Below are 17,808 nucleotides of genomic sequence, written 5' to 3' on the forward strand. Positions count from 1 at the left end.
CGTTTCAAGGCGTTGTTATTATCGGTGGCCAAGCGGCGTCACATCACAGCTTTACACACCGTTACAGAGCAACGCCATGGTAATCAATTTATCCCTGAGGGGATCTGCGCGAGTTCTCAGATTGAAAGGCCGGGCCCGGTATCCCGGCCCGAGTGGCTATGCCTGCTGGGCCTGAAGGAACGACTGGAAATCGGTCTCGTCCAGGACCCGGACCCCGAGGGATTCCGCTTTGGTGAGTTTTGATCCGGCCGCCTCGCCGGCGACCACGCACGTGGTTTTACGGGACACACTGCCGGCGACCTTCGCGCCGAGTTGCTCGAGCTGCGCTTTGGCCTCATCCCGGGTCATCGTGGACAACGTGCCGGTAAGCACCCAGGTTTCTCCCTGCAGCGGTCTCGCCTGTGCGGTGATTTCCTCCGTTTGCCACTGAACACCAGCACTGCGAAGGGCCTCGAGGATTTCCTGGTTGTGGGACTGGTCAAAAAAACTGCGGATATGCCCGGCGACAATCGGCCCTACGTCAGGCACCTGCTGCAGCGTCTCTTCATCCGCTTCTGCCATCGCCTCCAGGGTACCAAAATAGCTGGCCAGCGCCTTGGCGGTCGCCTCACCCACTTCGCGGATTCCCAGCGCGTAGACGAATCGCCACAGTACCGGATTGCGGGACTTGTCGATGGCCCCCAGAAGATTGCTCGCGGACTTCTCTCCCATCCGTTCCAGACCGGTGAGATCCGCTTTGGTCAGCCGGTACAGATCAGCCACGGTTTTCACCATGTTCCTGTCCACCAGGATATCTATCCACTTGTCACCCAGACCCTCAATGTCCAGAGCTTTACGGGACGCGTAATGACGAATCGCTTCCTTGCGCTGGGCCGGGCAGAACAGTCCGCCGGAACAGCGGGCCACCGCCTCGCCCTCAATCTGGATAACGTCGGAATCGCACACCGGGCACGTGGCGGGGAGCACCACCGCACAGGCGTTGGGCGGGCGCTTCTCGATGACCACCTTGACGATCTGTGGAATCACATCCCCGGCGCGGCGGATGAACACCGTGTCGCCGATGCGGGCATCAAGGCGGTGAATTTCATCCATGTTATGCAGCGTGGCGTTGCTGACGGTGACCCCGCCGACAAACACCGGCTTGAGACGCGCCACCGGAGTGACGGCACCGGTGCGGCCGACCTGAAACTCGACGTCTTCGATCACGGTCAGCTCTTCCTGAGCCGGAAACTTGTGAGCAATGGCCCAGCGTGGTGCGCGTGACACAAAACCCAGCGTCCGCTGCAGCTCCAGGCTGTTGACCTTGAACACGATACCGTCGATTTCATAAGGCAATTCGGGACGCTTGGTCATCAACGTCTGATACGCCTGCAGGCACGCCTCCACACCCCGGGCCTTGGTCATTTCCGGGTTGATGCGAAACCCCCACTCCCGTACTTGCTGCAGGGTATCCCAATGGGTGGTGGGCAATAGGGAGTCGTCGGTAACCGCGGCGCTGTAGGCACACATCTCCAGTGGACGGCGGGCGGTGACCGACGGTTTTTTCTGGCGCAGACTACCGGCCGCGGCATTGCGGGGATTCACAAAGGCTTTCTCACCCTTATTGGTCAGTGACTGGTTGAGGGCTTCGAAACCCGCCTTGGGCATATAGACTTCGCCACGCACCTCCACCAGGTCCGGCACCTGCTCCCCACGGAGCTTCAGCGGTACCGAGGGAATCGTTCGGATATTAGCGGTGATGTCCTCGCCGGCGTAGCCGTCACCGCGGGTGGCGGCACGGGTGAGCGCACCCTGCTCGTAGTGCAGACTGACCGCCAGACCGTCCAGTTTCGGCTCACAGACGTAGTCGATGAGATCATCGGTTTTCAGGCGGTCGCGAACCCGGCGGTCGAAATCCTGCAATTCTTCATCACTGAAAGCATTATCCAGTGACAGCATCGGGATCCGATGAACCACCTCCTCGAAGCTGGTCTCGGCATTGACGCCAACCCGACGGGTGGGTGAATCCTCGGTGATGAGCTCAGGATTGTCGGCCTCCAACTTCTGGAGTTCCCTGAACAAACGGTCGTACTCCGCATCTGGCACCTGCGGCTCATCCAGCACGTAATAGCGATAGTTGTGTTCATTGATCGCCTGTCGCAATGCCTGAACCCGGTTAACCGTCTCCCGGTTTGCTGTGCTCATACCTGTCTGTCCTCGGATCTACAAAAAAATACCCGGATTACACCGGGTATTTTACCGTCAGTTGTCCGCCGTAGGTGTCAGTGGCGATGCGACCGCTGCTTGCGCTCGAACTCACGAATACGCTGGCGACAATGCTCGATGGTTTGCGGGGTCATGACGCTGCGCCGCTCATCTTTCAGCTCACCGCCCATGTTGCGGACCACGCACTGCGCTGTTTCCAGCATGAAATCGAAGGCCTGAAGGGCATTGGACGGTCCAGGCAGACTCATGAAAAAGCTGATCCCGGGGGTTGCCATCCCGGGCATGTCGGCGGGCCGGAAGGTGCCCGGCTCAACGGCACTGGCCACACTGAATTGCACAGGGCTGATGGTGTCGGACTGTTCGTGGCGATGGTATATGTCCATATCGCCGTATTCCAGACCACAGGCTTCGAACAGGTTTTTCAGGGCAGTCCCCTTGAAGTCCTCACCGTTGCGCGCCAGCACGTTGATCACAATCACTTCCCGTGCTTCCGGACGATTGGCACCCGCCAACGGCTGATCGGTTCGTTTCGGCATTTGTTCCCGACGTGCGGTATCTTCCTCTACCTCGCTGGTGACCAGCGGAGGCGCGCTCCGGGCCTCTGCAGCGCTCGCGACAAGATCAGCCTGAGGCTGTGGCTCCGCCGCAGGTTGGCTTGCGCCCCCGGTTCTCGGTTCGCTGACCAGGCCCTCAGCAACCTCGTACTCGACATCGTCCTCAACCGCACCCCAGCCAGTGTCGTCGATTTCCGATTCGCGCACCTCATCATGCTGCTGGTCGTTTCCGGCAGGATTGCCCGTCTCATTGCCGCTGTAGGGTTCGGAAAGCGCACGCTTTTCCTCATCACTGATGATGGGCCGCGTCGGTTTCTGCACCGGACTCCCGAACCGGTTGGACCGCTCTCGCTTCAGATAACCCCGCTCTTCCAGGGTATCCCGCGATATGGTGCGGGCGCCGCCATTGGGCAGTTCAGGATTGTGATCCTCATCCAGCGGTGACGCATCGAGTTCGTTGACGCCCATACCGGACGAAATTGCCATCGACTCTTTTCTGGCCCGTCTCATTCGACGCAGACCGTCGATGACAATGCCGATAATGACCAGGGTACCTATGGCAATTAACCATTCCCTTAGTGACATAGTGCTGCTGTCCTGTTTGCGGATCGGATATCGTTGCTACTCTAAAAAAAGCCTGTAATGAATACAACGCGCAGGTGGGCCAGATGGCTTTTTTGTCATCTTTGACCGCCTCGGGGGCGGCCTCCCGGGTTCAGGCCTCTGCCAGCGCGGCCGCCTCTTCTACATCTACCGACACCAGACGTGAGCACCCGGGCTCATGCATGGTCACCCCCATCAACTGATCTGCCATCTCCATGGCGATCTTGTTGTGAGTGATGTAGATAAACTGAACCTGCTTTGACATTTCCTTCACCATATTGGCATAGCGGCCAACATTGGCATCATCCAGCGGGGCGTCCACCTCATCCAGCATACAGAACGGCGCCGGATTGAGCTGAAAAATGGAGAACACCAGGGCAATTGCTGTGAGTGCTTTCTCCCCGCCCGATAGCAAATGAATGGTGCTGTTTTTCTTGCCCGGCGGCCGCGCCATAATGGCGACGCCGGTTTCCAGCAGGTCTTCCCCGGTCAGTTCCAGATAGGCGTTGCCGCCGCCGAACACCTTCGGGAACAGAGCCTGAAGGCCACCGTTCACCTGATCGAAGGTTTCCTTGAAGCGCTGACGGGTTTCCCGGTCAATGCGCCGCATGGCGTTATCCAGCGTCTCCAATGCTTCCGTAAGGTCCTCATGCTGGCTGTCCAGATAGTTCTTGCGCTCGCCCTGCACCTGGTATTCTTCAATAGCAGCCAGGTTAATCGCGCCCAGCCGCTGAATCCGGTTGCCGATCTTCTCCAGCTCGTCAGCCCAGCTTTGCTCAGTGGCTTCTTCGGGGAGCTGTTCCAGCACTTCCTGCAACTTCACATCCAGCTCCCTGAGCTGCTCAATGTGGTTACCCGAGCGGATTTCCAGCGCCTGGGATTCCATTTTGAGTTTTTCCAGCCGGGCACGGATGTCCTGGACCTCGTGTTCGGTTCGGCCCCGGCCCTGCTCCTTCTCCCGGACTTCCCGATCAATCTCTTCCAGCGCATCCCGAGCTGCACCCAGTTTTTCTTCTTCCGCCAGCCGGCGGTCCAGCAGACCCTCAAGCTGCAGCTGCAGATCTTCGATGGGCTCTTCGGCCTGCTCCCGACTTTCCCTGAGGATATCCAGTCGTTCGTCCAGTCGCTCTTTCTGCATCTGCATGCGTTCCAGCGTCTGTTTCAATCCGTCCCGCTGGCTGTTCAGTGACTGCAGCTGAAGTTGCAGCTGATGGGCATGATCCCGGTCATGGCGGGCTTCCTGGCGCAGGTGGTCGAGGTTTTCCCGGAGCGAATCACGACGCTCCAGCAACCGCTCTTTTTCTTCGTCGCTGTCTTCCGTCGACGCCAGCGCATCCTGCCACTCCTCGCGGGCTTCCTGCAGCTGTTCCAGCTGTTCTTCAATGCCCATGACCACATCCTCCGCGTCATCACGGATGCGCTGAAGACGGTCATCGATCTGCTCTGCGCGCGCTTTCAGGCCACTGATCTTCGAGGACAGGCCCCCAAGCTCCCGCTCTGCGTCGCTGAGGCGGCCCTGAGCATCGTCCCGGTCTGACTCCGCGCGTTCTACTCGCTCCTGAAGTGCCTCGAGTTGCGCGCTGGCCTCTTGCAGCAGCGCATCCGCCTCCGCAAGCTCCTCGCCGAGTTGACTGACTTTTTTCTGCCGCTCGATGACCCCGACCTGCCCTGCGTCCGAATCCGGCATCAGAATCCAGTCGCGGGATACCCAGACACCGTCACGGGTGATCACACTCTCACCGTTTGCGAGACTCGCCTGGCGCGACAACGCCTGCTCCAGGGAATCGGCGGTGTCGATGCCAGACAGCAGCACGCTGATGCCATCGGCCCCGGACACCCGGCCAGCAAGCCCCGACCCTGAGCGCGGCTCAGTGCCCTGTTCATTCACCAGCGCCAGCCCCCTTGGCGCATTGACCAGCGCCGGATGCAAATCACCCAGGCCCGGCACGGTCACGCCCTGGCTGAAGCGGCTGATCACCTGTTCGACTGCAAACTCCCAGCCGTTGTCGATGGTCAGTTGCTGGGCCACCCTTGGCGCGCTCTCCAGACCGGACTCACGCAGCCAGGTTTGCAGCGCGTCGTCCTGGCCACCCATCTGCTCATCCAGCAGGGCGTGCTGGGAGTCCAGCGTTGCCTGGAGGCTCTGAACCCGTTGGCGGTAGCGCGACACGCCCTGTTCAGCGTCTTTGTATTGTTGACGGGCCTCGTACAGCTCGTCCTGCACTGCAGTAATCCGCTCAGAAGCGTCTTCACGCTGGAGCTGCAGGTTTTCCTGCTGCTCCAGAAGGGCCTCCAGCTCGGCCCGGTCCAGCTGTCCTTCGAGCAGTTCCTGTTCATCTTTCAGGCGTTGTTGGCGATTCTTCAACTGATTGATCGCGTCTTCCAGTGAACGGATGCGTGACTGGGCCAGTTCTGCCTGGCGCCGGGCATCCGCTGAACGGGAACTGAACTGCTCCCAGCCCTGCTGCCACTCACTCATGGCATCTTCCGCTCGCTGCAACTTCTCGCCGGATTCTTCGGCACGCAACGCCAGCGCTTCCTGCTCGGGCTCAATCATGTCCAGCTCTTCCTGGATCCCGGCGCGCTTCTCTTCGTCCTGCTCCAGCTCCCGCGCCAGCTCCCGCTGGTTGGCCATCGCCTGATCAAGCTCGGTAGCGGTCTGCCGGCTGCGCTCCCGCTGGTGCTCAAGGCTCTGTTCAATGCGGGCAATATCCGCGCCGGCCTCATAAAAACGGGCCTGGGCGCGATTGAAGTGTTCGGTGCGCTCCTGATGACTGTCCCGCAACGCCTCCAGAGACGTTTCCAGGTTCACCCGTTCGGTCAGGTACTTTTCCAGCTCCAGCTCGGTATCACGAATCCTGATGCGCCAGGTCTGCAGATCGTCGTCGAGGGACTTCCAGCGCAATACCGTCAGCTCCGCCTTTTTCTGACGCTCCTCCTGTTTGAACGCCTTGTACTTCTCGGCGGCGGCGGCCTGACGCTCAAGGTGCTGCAACTGGCGTCCCAGCTCGTCGCGCAGGTCGGTCAGGCGTTCCAGATTTTCCTGGGTGCGACGAATACGGTTTTCGGTCTCCCGGCGGCGCTCCTTGTATTTGGAAATGCCCGCTGCCTCTTCGATATACACCCGCAACTCTTCCGGCTTGGCTTCAATCAACCGGGAGATCATGCCCTGTTCGATAATGGCGTAGCTGCGCGGGCCAAGCCCGGTCCCCAGAAACAGATCGGTGATGTCGCGGCGGCGGCATTTGGAGCCGTTCAGAAAGTAGTCTGACTGCCCCTCCCGGGACACCCGTCGGCGTACGGAGATTTCATTGAAACGCACGAACTCGCCGGGTGCAGACCCATCGCTGTTATCGAAAATCAGCTCTATGGACGCCTGCCCCACCGGCTTGCGGGCACTGGAGCCGTTGAAGATCACGTCGGTCATGGATTCGCCACGCAGGTACTTGGCGGAACTTTCACCCATGACCCAACGCACGGCATCGATGATGTTGGATTTACCGCAGCCATTTGGCCCGACAACGGACGTCAAGTTGGTGGGAAATGGCACCGTGGTGGGATCAACAAAGGATTTGAAGCCGGCAAGCTTAATGGATTTCAGGCGCATATCACGCGGTGGCCTCTTCCCTGAGTATCCGGAGCACCTGGTTACGCTGGTGCTCACCAAAGCGGCAAATGGCCGATTCCACCTTGCCAGCCTCCCCGCTCACCGCGGCATCGGCAACATCACTGAAGAAGCGTCCGGTTTCGGTCATTTCCTCCCGGAAGTTTTCCAGGGCGACGTAATAGGTTCGGCTGATGGCCGGCCGGAAATTTTCCAGGGTCTCTTCAAGGAATGGATTATCCACCAGAGTGTAGGCGTACCGCATCACGCCGAAACCTGCCTCGATCACTTGCTCCGCTGCATCTCCCTCTGGGGAGTTCAGCGCATCGGTGACTGCCTGGAGTTCGCGGGCCTGGCTGATAACACCCGCCAGCTCCGGGCCCGACCAGCGTTCCATGACCTTACGGCCGAGCATGCACAGCAGGTCGATGTAGATGTCGTAAAGGCTGTTGACCAACTCCGGGGTCAGGCGGGATACCACGGCGCCTCGACGCGGAAAAATTTCCACCAGATGGCGCCGCTGCAGGATCAGCAGCGCCTCGCGAACCGAGCCACGGCTGACATTGAGCTCCCCGGCGACCTTGAGTTCCTGGATCCGCTCACCGGGTTTGAGATCGCCGGTCATGATGCGTTGCCCGAGGTGCTGCGCAATCTGCTCGGAAAGACTTTCGGGGGCCTGAAACCTCATAGAAATCGATGCTCACTGGCTATACTGAGGGCACAATAATAAACACAAAAGTCTAACACAGGGATTGGCAGACCCCATCCCCCTGCCCGACATTTCGACCGGTCTGACGGAGGCAAATGTCTGCCGGAATTCTGACGCTTCACTGCCAAAAATGGTGAACACCCATATCTTGGTTTAAGTAAGCTCTTTATCGTACTGGTTTTTATACTTTTATTTTTTCAGGCACAGTATGTGCATTGTACATGGAAATCGTGAATCACGGCGGACACCCAGTGAAAAACATTCCCTCAATTGCAAAAACTGGCCCTCAACCCCAAAAGCTCGCTGCGCTGCGGCAGGCTCATCGGGACTGGAACGAGTCGCCCGATGTATTGACTCGTCTGACCCGACGGCTCTCGACCACGCTCTCACTGGAGCATCAGCTCGCCATTCTTGCAGAGGAAATGGCCGTTGTGGTGCCTTACGGGGCGCTCAACTATCGCCATCAGATTGGAAGTACCGAGTTCGTCTATGCCTCAGGCATGGACGGCCCACACAGTTGTGAGTACCGACTGAATCTTGAGGGAGAATATTACGGCACCCTGACACTGAAACGTCGCCAACGCTTCAAAGAGGAAGAACTGGAAGGTATTGAGCTGATCCTGGGTGCGGCCATCTGCCCCATCCGTAACGCCTGCAGGTTCATCGTGATCGAACAAGCTGCCCTTACGGACTCCCTGACCGGCGTTCCCAACAAGCGCGCGATGGAACAGTCGTTGCTTCAGGCCTCGCAGCTGTCCGATCGCCACGGCGATCAGTATTCCCTGATTCTCTGCGATCTGGACCACTTCAAAGCGGTTAACGATAAGTACGGCCATGTGGTCGGGGACCATCTGCTAAAACTGGCCGCCCGCGAACTCGAAGGGGCAGTGCGGACCTCCGATTCAGTTTACCGGTTTGGTGGCGAGGAATTTGCGGTGCTACTGCCCCACACCGCCGAGCAGGATGCCCGGGACGTAGCGGACAGGATCCGTCGAAACATTGCCACCATCGTGGTTAATTGCGGTGATACCAACGTCTCGGTGACTGCCAGCTGCGGCGTGGCCATGAGGCTGGTAGACGAAACGTCCGATCAGTGGGTTGCTCGCGCTGACGAGGCGCTCTACCGGGCCAAAGACCACGGGCGCAACTGCACAAGGGTCTTTGCCAGTATCGGCTGACAGGGTTAGCGCTTAGGGCTTCGGCCGGATTTCGCTGACGAGCTCTTGCCCCCTCCGGCGGGCTTTGAAGTGGCAACGTCCCACTTGCGCCCTCCACTTTTGCGTGCCTGACGTCCCGGTTGCTTGTTGCGCTTGCGATCCAGAGCGGCCTTCTCATCGGGCGTCTTGGCCGGAATCACAACGGATTCCAGACCAACCGATTTGCTGAGCAGGTCCACGGCTTTCTGGTCCAGCTCTTCCCACTTGCCTACCGTGAGACGGCTTGGCAGAAAAATCGGCCCATAGCGCACGCGCTTGAGCCGGCTGACCCGCACACCCTGGGATTCCCATAGCCGACGCACTTCGCGATTCCGGCCCTCAAGTAGCGTGACATGGAACCAGCGGTTGATCCCGCTGCCGCCGGCCGGTGTGATGTCCGAGAACTTGGCCATGCCGTCTTCCAGCAGCACACCCTCCATCAGCCGTTTGAGCATGTCGTCGGTCACTTCTCCGAAGACCCGCACGGCGTATTCACGATCCACTTCACTGGAAGGGTGCATCAACCGGTTCCCCAGTTCGCCGTCAGTAGTGAACAGCACCAGCCCGGTGGTATTGATATCAAGACGCCCGATGGAGATCCAGCGATGGTCCTTGAGCCGTGGCAGGCGGTCGAACACCGTAGGGCGACCCTCGGGATCGCGTCGGGTAGTGACTTCACCCTCCGGCTTGTTATAGATCAACACACGTCTGACCACGGCAGAACCTGAGGCCAGGTCCAGCCGCTTGCCATCGACATCGATACGATCATTAATGGTGACTTTCTGGCCTGGCTCCGGCAAATGGCCGTTCACCGTCACACGCCCGGCGTCCATCCAGCTTTCCACCTCGCGCCGCGAGCCCACGCCTGCTCTGGACAGAAGCTTCTGGATTCTTTCCGGCTCACCGGCGGTAGACGGTGCATTCCTGGAGGGAGCGGCTTTGGGGCCTGGCTTCCCGGGGCGATCTGACGCCATGAATTTTTCCTTTAAACTGGGCTGATGCCCCTGGCATCAGTGAAGTGTCTGATTCGATTCGGTATCCGGCTCCGGTTGCCCGGCACCTTCATCATCGGTGTTTTCGTCAGCAGCGGCGGAAGACTCGAACTCGATCTCCGCCTGGATGTTCTTTTCAATTTCACGACCGATCTCCTCCAGATCACGCACCTCCGACAGAGGCGGCAACTGATCCAGACCCGACAGATTGAAATAGTCGAGGAACTGGCGTGTGGTGGCGTACATGGCCGGTCGACCCGGCACATCGCGGTGCCCGACCACTTTGACCCACTCCCGCTCCAGCAGGGTGCGAATAATATTACTGCTCACCGTGACACCCCGGATGTCCTCAATCTCTCCCCGGGTGATCGGTTGACGATAGGCGATCAACGCCAGCGTCTCCAACAACGCCCGGGAGTAGCGCTGGGGCTTTTCCTCGAACATCCGGCTTACCCAGGGCGCGTACTCTTCCCGGACCTGAAGACGGTAGCCACTGGCTACCTTCTTGAGCTCGAAGCCGCGGCCCTCGCAGGCGCTTTCCAGCAGCACCAGCACATGCTCCATGACCTGGCGAGCCGGTCGTTCATCGTCTGTAAACAGGTCACGAAGCTGCTCCAGAGACATGGGCTTGCCGGCCGCCAGCAACGCGGCTTCGGTGATCGCCTGTATTTTTCTCAGGTTTTCTTCGTTCATGGCACTCGCGTCTTGTCTTGCTGGTGTGTTCTAGCAGGAAGCTCTGGCACGCACGTGTATCGGCCCGAGTACCTCGCCCTGAACCACCTCGATCAGTTGTTCCTTCACCAGTTCCAGCGTCGCCAGAAAAGTGACGACCACGCCCAGCCGCCCCTCTTCCGGTGTGAACAGGCTTTCAAAGTTGACGAACCGGTCCCCCTGCAGAACAGACAGAATGGCGGACATACGTTCTCGGGTCGACAGTTTTTCCCTCTCGACATGATGGCTGGTGAACAGGTCTGCACGCTTCAAAACGCCCTGCAGCGCCAGCAGCAACTCGGACAGTTCCACGTCCGGATGCGGCTGGCTCGATGGCATCTTCGGCAACGCTGCGGAGCCGCTGAAGTTATCGCGCTCCAGACGCGGCAGCTGATCCAGATCCTCTGCCGCTTTCTTGAACCGCTCATACTGCTGAAGACGGCGGATAAGCTCGGCCCGGGGATCCAGCTCCTCCTCGTCTTCGCTCTCCTGGCGCGGCAGCAACATGCGGGATTTGATCTCCGCCAGCGTCGCCGCCATCACCAGGTATTCCGCCGCCAGCTCGAACCGCATGGCTTCCACCGCGCCGATATAATCCATGTACTGCCGTGTGATCTCGCTGACGTCTATATCCAGAATGTTCATATTCTGGCGGCGGATCAGGTACAGCAAAAGGTCCAGCGGGCCCTCGAACGCTTCGAGGAAAACCGCCAGCGCGTCGGGCGGAATGTAGAGATCCCGTGGCAAATCCACCACCGGTTTGCCGGACACGCGAGCCAACGGCGCCGGGTCAGCGGGCGACGACACGGTTGCCTCGCCGGCGTCGGCCTGTGGTCTGCTCGCAGTATCCTCGGTCATACGGTCTCCAGCGCCCTCATGTCAGCGGTAGTTCAATCCCATCGCCGAGCGCACTTCTTCAAGGGTGTCCCGTGCCGAATCCCTGGCCTGCTCACAACCCTCTTCGATAATGGAACGAACCAGATCAGGATTGCCTTCATACTCACGGGCCCGCTCGTGGAGTGGGCGCTGTTCTTCAATGATGGCGTCGATCAGTGGTTTTTTGCAGTCAAGGCAGCCGATGCCAGCGCTGCGGCAGCCATTCTGAACCCATTCGCGGGTACCTGAATCGGAGTAGATTTTGTGCATGCCCCACACCGGGCATTTTTCGGGATCGCCCGGGTCGGTCCGGCGCACGCGCTGAGGATCAGTCTGCATGGTGCGCACTTTCTGAGACACCGAGTCCTGATCCTCACGCAGACCGATGTAGTTGTTGTAGGACTTGGACATCTTCTGCCCGTCCAGCCCCGGCATCTTGGATTCCGGTGTCAGCAACGGCTGCGGCTCCGGGAGAATGACCTTACCGCCGCCCTCGATGTAACCATACAGGCGCTCACGGTCACCCAGGGAGATGTTCTGCTGCTCTTTCAGCAGCGCCCGCGCCGTCTCCAGCGCCTCCATATCCCCTTCTTCCTGGTAACGCTTCTTCAGGGTGCGGTAGAGCTTGGCGTTTTTCTTGCCCATTTTTACAATGGCACCTTCCGCCTGCTCTTCGAAGCCGGGCTCGCGACCGTAGATGTGATTGAAGCGGCGAGCGACCTCGCGGGTAATCTCCACATGAGAAACCTGGTCCGCGCCCACCGGAACCTTGCCGGCCCGGTACATCAGGATATCGGCACTCTGCAGCAGCGGGTAACCGAGGAAACCGTAGGTGGCCAGGTCTTTTTCCCGCAGTTTTTCCTGCTGATCCTTGTAGGTGGGAATGCGCTCCAGCCAGCCCAGTGGCGTAATCATTGACAGCAACAGGTGCAATTCCGCGTGTTCCGGCACCCGTGACTGGATAAACATGGTCGACGACCCCGGATTGACACCGGCCGCAAGCCAGTCAATCACCATGTCCCAGACGCTCTGTTCGATGCCCGAGGTGTCTTCGTAATTAGTGGTCAGTGCATGCCAGTCGGCAACAAAGAAGAAGCACTCGTATTCATGCTGGAGTTTAACCCAGTTTTTCAGCACACCGTGGTAGTGGCCAAGATGAAGCTTGCCGGTAGGACGCATTCCGGACAAAACCCGTTGCTGGGAATCTACAGAACTCAAAGCATGAACTCCTTCTGAGAATATTGAGCAGCCCATCTTAGTTCAGGCTGACCGGGCATTATAGTCTTATGTGGCGCCGGCGTTAAGAAGCCATTGAAAAACCGGCACTAGCCTGTGAAACCGGCACGAAAAAGCCCCCGGCGCCTTGCGGCTGACCCGGGGGCTTTGTAAACCGTCAGTCGTGTCTTACCAGCCCGTCACTTCCTTCAGCGCCTTGCCGATTTCGGCCAGGCTGCGCACAGTTTTGACACCGGCGTCGTTCAGCGCAGCAAACTTCTCGTCTGCCGTGCCCTTACCACCGGAAATGATGGCGCCAGCATGGCCCATGCGCTTACCCGGAGGTGCGGTAACGCCTGCGATGTAGGACACCACCGGCTTGGTAACGTTCTCCTTGATGAACGCAGCGGCCTCTTCTTCCGCGGTTCCACCAATTTCACCGATCATCACGATGGCCTCAGTCTGCGGATCTTCCTGCAGCAGCTTGAGGATATCGATGAAGTTAGAGCCCGGAATCGGGTCGCCACCGATACCGACACAGGTAGACTGGCCGTAACCGAAGTCTGTGGTCTGTTTGACCGCTTCGTAGGTCAGTGTGCCCGAGCGGGAGACAATACCCACCTTGCCCGGCTTGTGGATGTGCCCGGGCATGATGCCGATTTTGCACTCGCCCGGTGTGATCACGCCCGGGCAGTTCGGGCCGATCATACGAACGCCTTTGCGATCAACGTATTCTTTCGCGTACAGCATGTCGATGGTCGGGATGCCTTCGGTGATGCACACAATCAGCTGGATACCAGCGTCTGCCGCTTCGACGATGGCGTCTTTACAGAACGGCGCCGGCACGTAGATCACCGTCGCCTCTGCGCCGGTCTGCTCAACGGCTTCACGCACGGTGTTGAACACCGGCAGACCCAGGTGCTTGGTGCCGCCCTTGCCGGGGCTGACGCCACCAACCATTTTGGTGCCGTACTCAATCGCCTGCTCAGAGTGGAAAGTACCCTGTGCGCCGGTAAAGCCCTGGCAGATAACCTTGGTGTCTTTGTTGATCAGGATGCTCATTATTTACCCCCTGCGGCTTTAACGACTTGCTCTGCGGCATCCGCCAGACTGGTGGCGGCGATGATGTTCAGGCCACTGTCAGCCAGTACCTTGATGCCCAGTTCGGCATTGTTGCCTTCCAGACGCACAACCACAGGAACCTTGACGCCCACTTCCTTGACGGCACCGATAATGCCTTCGGCGATCATGTCGCAACGAACAATACCGCCGAAGATGTTCACCAGCACGGCCTGCACGTTGTCGTCAGAGAGGATGATCTTGAACGCTTCGGAAACACGCTCCTTGGTGGCACCGCCCCCAACGTCCAGGAAGTTGGCCGGGCGGCCGCCGGACAGCTTGATGATGTCCATGGTGCCCATGGCCAGGCCAGCGCCGTTTACCATGCAGCCGATGTTGCCTTCCAGCGCCACGTAGTTCAGCTCCCACTTGGCCGCTTCCGCTTCCCGGGAATCTTCCTGGGAGGGATCATGCATCTCATGGATTTTCTTCTGGCGGTAAAGGGCGTTGCCATCAACGCCGATCTTCGCGTCCAGGCAGTGCAGGTCACCGGCCGGGGTGATCACCAGCGGGTTGATTTCCACCAGTGCCAGGTCGCACTCCTCGAACAGTTTCGCCAGACCCATGAAGATCTTGGTGAACTGGCCGATCTGCTTGCCTTCCAGACCCAGTTTGAAGGCCAGTTCGCGGCCCTGGTATGGCTGTGCGCCAACCAGCGGGTCCACTTCCGCCTTCAGGATCTTTTCCGGTGTTTCCTCGGCAACCTTCTCGATCTCAACGCCACCCTCGGTGGACGCCATGAACACGATACGACGGGTGCCACGGTCAACAACCGCACCCAGGTACAGCTCCTGGTCGATGTCAGTGAGGGATTCAACCAGAATCTTGCTGACCGGCTGGCCGTTCTCGTCCGTCTGGTAGGTGACCAGCTTCTGGCCCAGCCACTTCTCCGCGAACTCACGGATTTCGTCCTTGCTCTTGACCAGCTTTACGCCGCCAGCCTTACCACGGCCACCAGCGTGAACCTGAGCCTTCACCACCCATGCGTCTCCGCCGATCTCGCCGGCTGCGTCGACTGCTTCCTTTGGCGTATCGCAGGCGATACCCTTGGATACTGGCAGGCCATATTCAGCGAACAGCTGCTTGCCCTGATATTCGTGCAAATTCATAGTTAATGTCCCGTCTTTTGATGGAGGATAACCACGTACGGAAATGAACCCGCTGGCACACCGCCATTGGTGCACCTGACGCGAATTCGCTCTGGCAGATCAGGGATCACCTTAACCTGCCGCTCACGCACCCGGAAAAACTGCCGTTATGATGGCAGCGGGGCGCCCAACCTGGCGCCCCGACTTCCGATGTTGCGTTACTTCTTTTTGCGACGGTTGGCGATGTGAATCGCGCCGCCAGCAACGGCCAAAGCTGCCTCGTGCACTGACTCGGACAGAGTCGGGTGCGCGAAACAGGTCAGGGCCAGATCTTCTGCACTGGAACCGAACTCCATGGCGATAACGCCCTGGGCAACGATTTCAGACGCCTGCGGACCCACCACGTGGAAACCCAGGATGCGATCGGTCTTCGCGTCGGCGATGATCTTCACCAGACCGGAAGCCGAGTTGGCGGCCATGGCGCGACCGTTCGCGGCAAACGGGAAGGTACCGACATTGTACTCTTCACCTTCCGCCTTCAGCTGCTCTTCGGTCTTGCCGACCCAGGCAACTTCCGGCGCAGTGTAGATCACGTTCGGAATGCAGTCGTAATTGACCTGTGGCTTGTGTCCGGCAATGCGCTCGGCAACCATGACACCCTCTTCCGAGGCCTTGTGCGCCAGCATCGGCCCGCGAACCACATCACCGATCGCCCACACACCCGGCGCTTCGGTTTTGCAGTTATCGTCCACGAAAATAAAGCCGCGCTCATCCATCTGCACACCAGAGTCTTCCGCAAGGGCATTATCGGTGTAGGGACGACGGCCAACCGCAACGATCAGCTTGTCAAACTTCGCTTCCTGCTTGCCTTTGCTGTCTTCGTAGCTAACGTTGACCAGCTTGCGCTTGATCTCGGCGCCGGTCATACGCGCGCCCATGACAATATTCAGCCCCTGCTTCTGGAACTGCTTGAAGGAATCTTTGGCAATTTGCTGATCCACCGTTGGCAAGAAAGTATCCTGCGCTTCGATCACCGTCACTTCGGACCCAAGACGCGCCCAGACACTGCCAAGCTCGAGACCAATCACACCGGCACCGATCACACCGAGGCGCTTGGGCACTTCGGTAAACTCCAGCGCACCCTCGGAATCGACAATGTATTCACCGTCGAAAGGCGCAGGCGGGATTTCAATCGGTTTGGAACCGGTCGCAATGATGACGTTGTCGGCTTCGTAGGTCTTGGTCTGGCCGTCCTTGTCCGTCACTTCCACTTTGCGGTTCGCCAGCAGCTTGCCATGCCCGTGGATCGAGGTGACACCGTTAGCCTTGAACAGCCCGGCAATACCGCCGGTCAGTTGTTTAACGATGCCGCTCTTGCGCTCCATCATCTTGGCGATGTCGATTTTGACATCCTTGGCGATGATGCCCTGCATCTCGTAGCCGTGATTGGCTTCCTCGAACTTGTGAGAAATTTCCAGCAAGGCCTTGGACGGAATGCAGCCCACGTTCAGACAGGTACCGCCAAGTACCTGCTTGTTATCTTCAGAGGTCCAGGACTCCACACACGCGGCTTTCAGGCCGAGCTGAGCAGCCTTGATAGCAGCCACATAACCGCCGGGGCCTGCACCAATGACAATGACGTCGTACTTATCAGACATAGTTGATCCCGTTTTCCGATTCGTTAAAAGTCAGCTCAGACGTCCAGCAGAATACGTGCCGGATCTTCTAGCATTTCCTTGATCGCGACCAGGAACTGCACGGCTTCCTTGCCATCAACCATGCGGTGGTCGTAAGAAAGTGCCAGGTACATCATCGGCAGGATTTCGACCTTGCCATTCACCGCCATCGGGCGCTCCTGGATCTTGTGCATACCCAGGATCGCCGTCTGCGGCGGATTCAGGATCGGCGTGGAGATCAGTGAACCAAAAATGCCGCCATTGGTGATGGTGAACGTGCCACCGGTCATGTCTTCGATGGCCAGCTTGCCATCTTTGGCCTTGGTGCCATATTCAACAATCTTCTTTTCGATGTCGGCCAGGCCCAACGCGTCAACGTCGCGCACCACCGGAACCACCAGACCTCGATCGGTAGACACGGCCACACCTACGTCCTGGTAACCGTGGTACACCATGTCATTGCCATCAATTGAGGCATTGACCGCCGGGAAGCGTTTGAGTGCTTCGGTCGCCGCCTTGGTGAAAAACGACATGAAGCCCAGCTTGATGCCGTGACGCTTCACGAAGCTGTCCTGGTACTGCTTCCGCAACTCCATGATCGGCGCCATGTTCACTTCGTTGAACGTGGTCAACATGGCTGCAGTCTGCTGCGCATTAACCAGGCGCTTGGCGATGCTGGCGCGCAGCCGGGTCATGGGCACACGCTTCTCGGCACGCTCCCCGGCATTCACGTCTACCTTGGGCAGATCAGCGGCCGGCTTCGGAGTTGAAGCGGAGCCTGAGGACTTCGCAGTATCAACATGATTTTGAACATCTTCTTTTGTTATGCGACCGTCTTTCCCGGTACCTTTCACAGCATTCGGGTCAACGTCGTTCTCCTCAGCCAGCTTGCGAGCAGCCGGGCTAAGGATAGCGTCACCTGAGGCGGCGTTACTTTCGGCTTCGGCCTTGGGCGCTTCTTCTTTGCTTTCCGGCTTGCTTTCAGCAGGCTTGGACTCGCCGGCGGCGCCTTCCTTGAAGCGGCCGATGACTTCACCGCTTTCTACAGTGTCGCCCTCACCTTTCAGTACTTCCTCGATCACGCCGTCTGCAGGCGCGACCACTTCGAGAACCACTTTGTCGGTTTCAATATCGACAATCAGCTCATCACGGGAACAGGCTTCACCCGGCTGCTTGTGCCAGGTCGCGACGGTGCCCTCTGCGACCGACTCTGGGAAAACGGGGGCTTTAATCTCAGTTGACATCTCGGATCCTTAGTTC

The 17,808-nt window shown here is 58.9% G+C and carries 13 protein-coding genes; 1 reads left to right on the plus strand and 12 read right to left on the minus strand.

The window, feature by feature from the left end:
- Nucleotides 1-156: 156 nt before the first annotated feature.
- The 4 genes from ligA to R0125_RS08115 all read right to left on the minus strand — a co-directional run bounded on the left by ligA (nt 157) and on the right by R0125_RS08115 (nt 7,654).
- Nucleotides 157-2,184, minus strand: coding sequence for an NAD-dependent DNA ligase LigA (gene ligA, locus R0125_RS08100; protein WP_317237784.1), 2,028 nt, complete (start codon nt 2,182-2,184; stop codon nt 157-159).
- A gap of 77 nt (nt 2,185-2,261) precedes the next feature.
- On the minus strand, nt 2,262-3,344 hold the full coding sequence (gene zipA, locus R0125_RS08105) for a cell division protein ZipA (RefSeq protein ID WP_317237785.1): 1,083 nt from the start codon (nt 3,342-3,344) through the stop codon (nt 2,262-2,264).
- 130 nt (nt 3,345-3,474) lie between these two features.
- Entirely contained in the window at nt 3,475-6,969 is a 3,495-nt protein-coding gene (gene smc / locus R0125_RS08110; protein ID WP_317237786.1) for a chromosome segregation protein SMC, read from the minus strand.
- A 1-nt stretch (nt 6,970) separates the two neighbouring features.
- A complete protein-coding gene (locus tag R0125_RS08115; RefSeq protein WP_248183466.1) occupies nt 6,971-7,654 on the minus strand; it encodes a GntR family transcriptional regulator in 684 nt (227 codons plus the stop codon).
- A 272-nt stretch (nt 7,655-7,926) separates the two neighbouring features.
- Between R0125_RS08115 and R0125_RS08120 the strand changes: the two genes are divergently transcribed.
- Nucleotides 7,927-8,853, plus strand: a complete 927-nt coding sequence (locus R0125_RS08120; protein WP_317237788.1) for a GGDEF domain-containing protein — start codon at nt 7,927-7,929, stop codon at nt 8,851-8,853.
- A 5-nt stretch (nt 8,854-8,858) separates the two neighbouring features.
- Here the strand turns inward: R0125_RS08120 and rluB are convergent, their stop codons facing one another.
- From rluB to odhB, 8 genes are all read right to left on the minus strand, one after another.
- A complete protein-coding gene (gene rluB, locus R0125_RS08125; protein WP_317237789.1) occupies nt 8,859-9,845 on the minus strand; it encodes a 23S rRNA pseudouridine(2605) synthase RluB in 987 nt (328 codons plus the stop codon).
- A gap of 36 nt (nt 9,846-9,881) precedes the next feature.
- Entirely contained in the window at nt 9,882-10,556 is a 675-nt protein-coding gene (gene scpB / locus R0125_RS08130; RefSeq protein WP_317237790.1) for an SMC-Scp complex subunit ScpB, read from the minus strand.
- Between the two features lie 30 nt (nt 10,557-10,586).
- The gene (locus tag R0125_RS08135; RefSeq protein WP_317237791.1) at nt 10,587-11,432 is read right to left on the minus strand and encodes a segregation and condensation protein A; all 846 of its coding nucleotides are present in this window, start codon (nt 11,430-11,432) and stop codon (nt 10,587-10,589) included.
- A gap of 21 nt (nt 11,433-11,453) precedes the next feature.
- On the minus strand, nt 11,454-12,668 hold the full coding sequence (locus tag R0125_RS08140; RefSeq protein ID WP_282448413.1) for a tryptophan--tRNA ligase: 1,215 nt from the start codon (nt 12,666-12,668) through the stop codon (nt 11,454-11,456).
- A 186-nt stretch (nt 12,669-12,854) separates the two neighbouring features.
- Nucleotides 12,855-13,727, minus strand: coding sequence for a succinate--CoA ligase subunit alpha (gene sucD / locus R0125_RS08145; protein WP_248183478.1), 873 nt, complete (start codon nt 13,725-13,727; stop codon nt 12,855-12,857).
- Nucleotides 13,727-14,893, minus strand: coding sequence for an ADP-forming succinate--CoA ligase subunit beta (sucC, locus tag R0125_RS08150; RefSeq protein WP_248183483.1), 1,167 nt, complete (start codon nt 14,891-14,893; stop codon nt 13,727-13,729). Before sucC ends, sucD begins: the two co-directional genes overlap by 1 nt.
- 197 nt (nt 14,894-15,090) lie before the next feature.
- On the minus strand, nt 15,091-16,530 hold the full coding sequence (lpdA, locus tag R0125_RS08155; RefSeq protein ID WP_248183486.1) for a dihydrolipoyl dehydrogenase: 1,440 nt from the start codon (nt 16,528-16,530) through the stop codon (nt 15,091-15,093).
- 35 nt (nt 16,531-16,565) lie between these two features.
- Complete coding sequence (odhB, locus tag R0125_RS08160; RefSeq protein WP_317237793.1) at nt 16,566-17,792, minus strand: 2-oxoglutarate dehydrogenase complex dihydrolipoyllysine-residue succinyltransferase; 1,227 nt, start codon at nt 17,790-17,792, stop codon at nt 16,566-16,568.
- Nucleotides 17,793-17,808: the final 16 nt, after the last annotated feature.

It is taken from the genome of Marinobacter sp. M-5, assembly GCF_032911545.1.
GTDB classification, from domain to species: Bacteria; Pseudomonadota; Gammaproteobacteria; order Pseudomonadales; family Oleiphilaceae; genus Marinobacter; species Marinobacter goseongensis.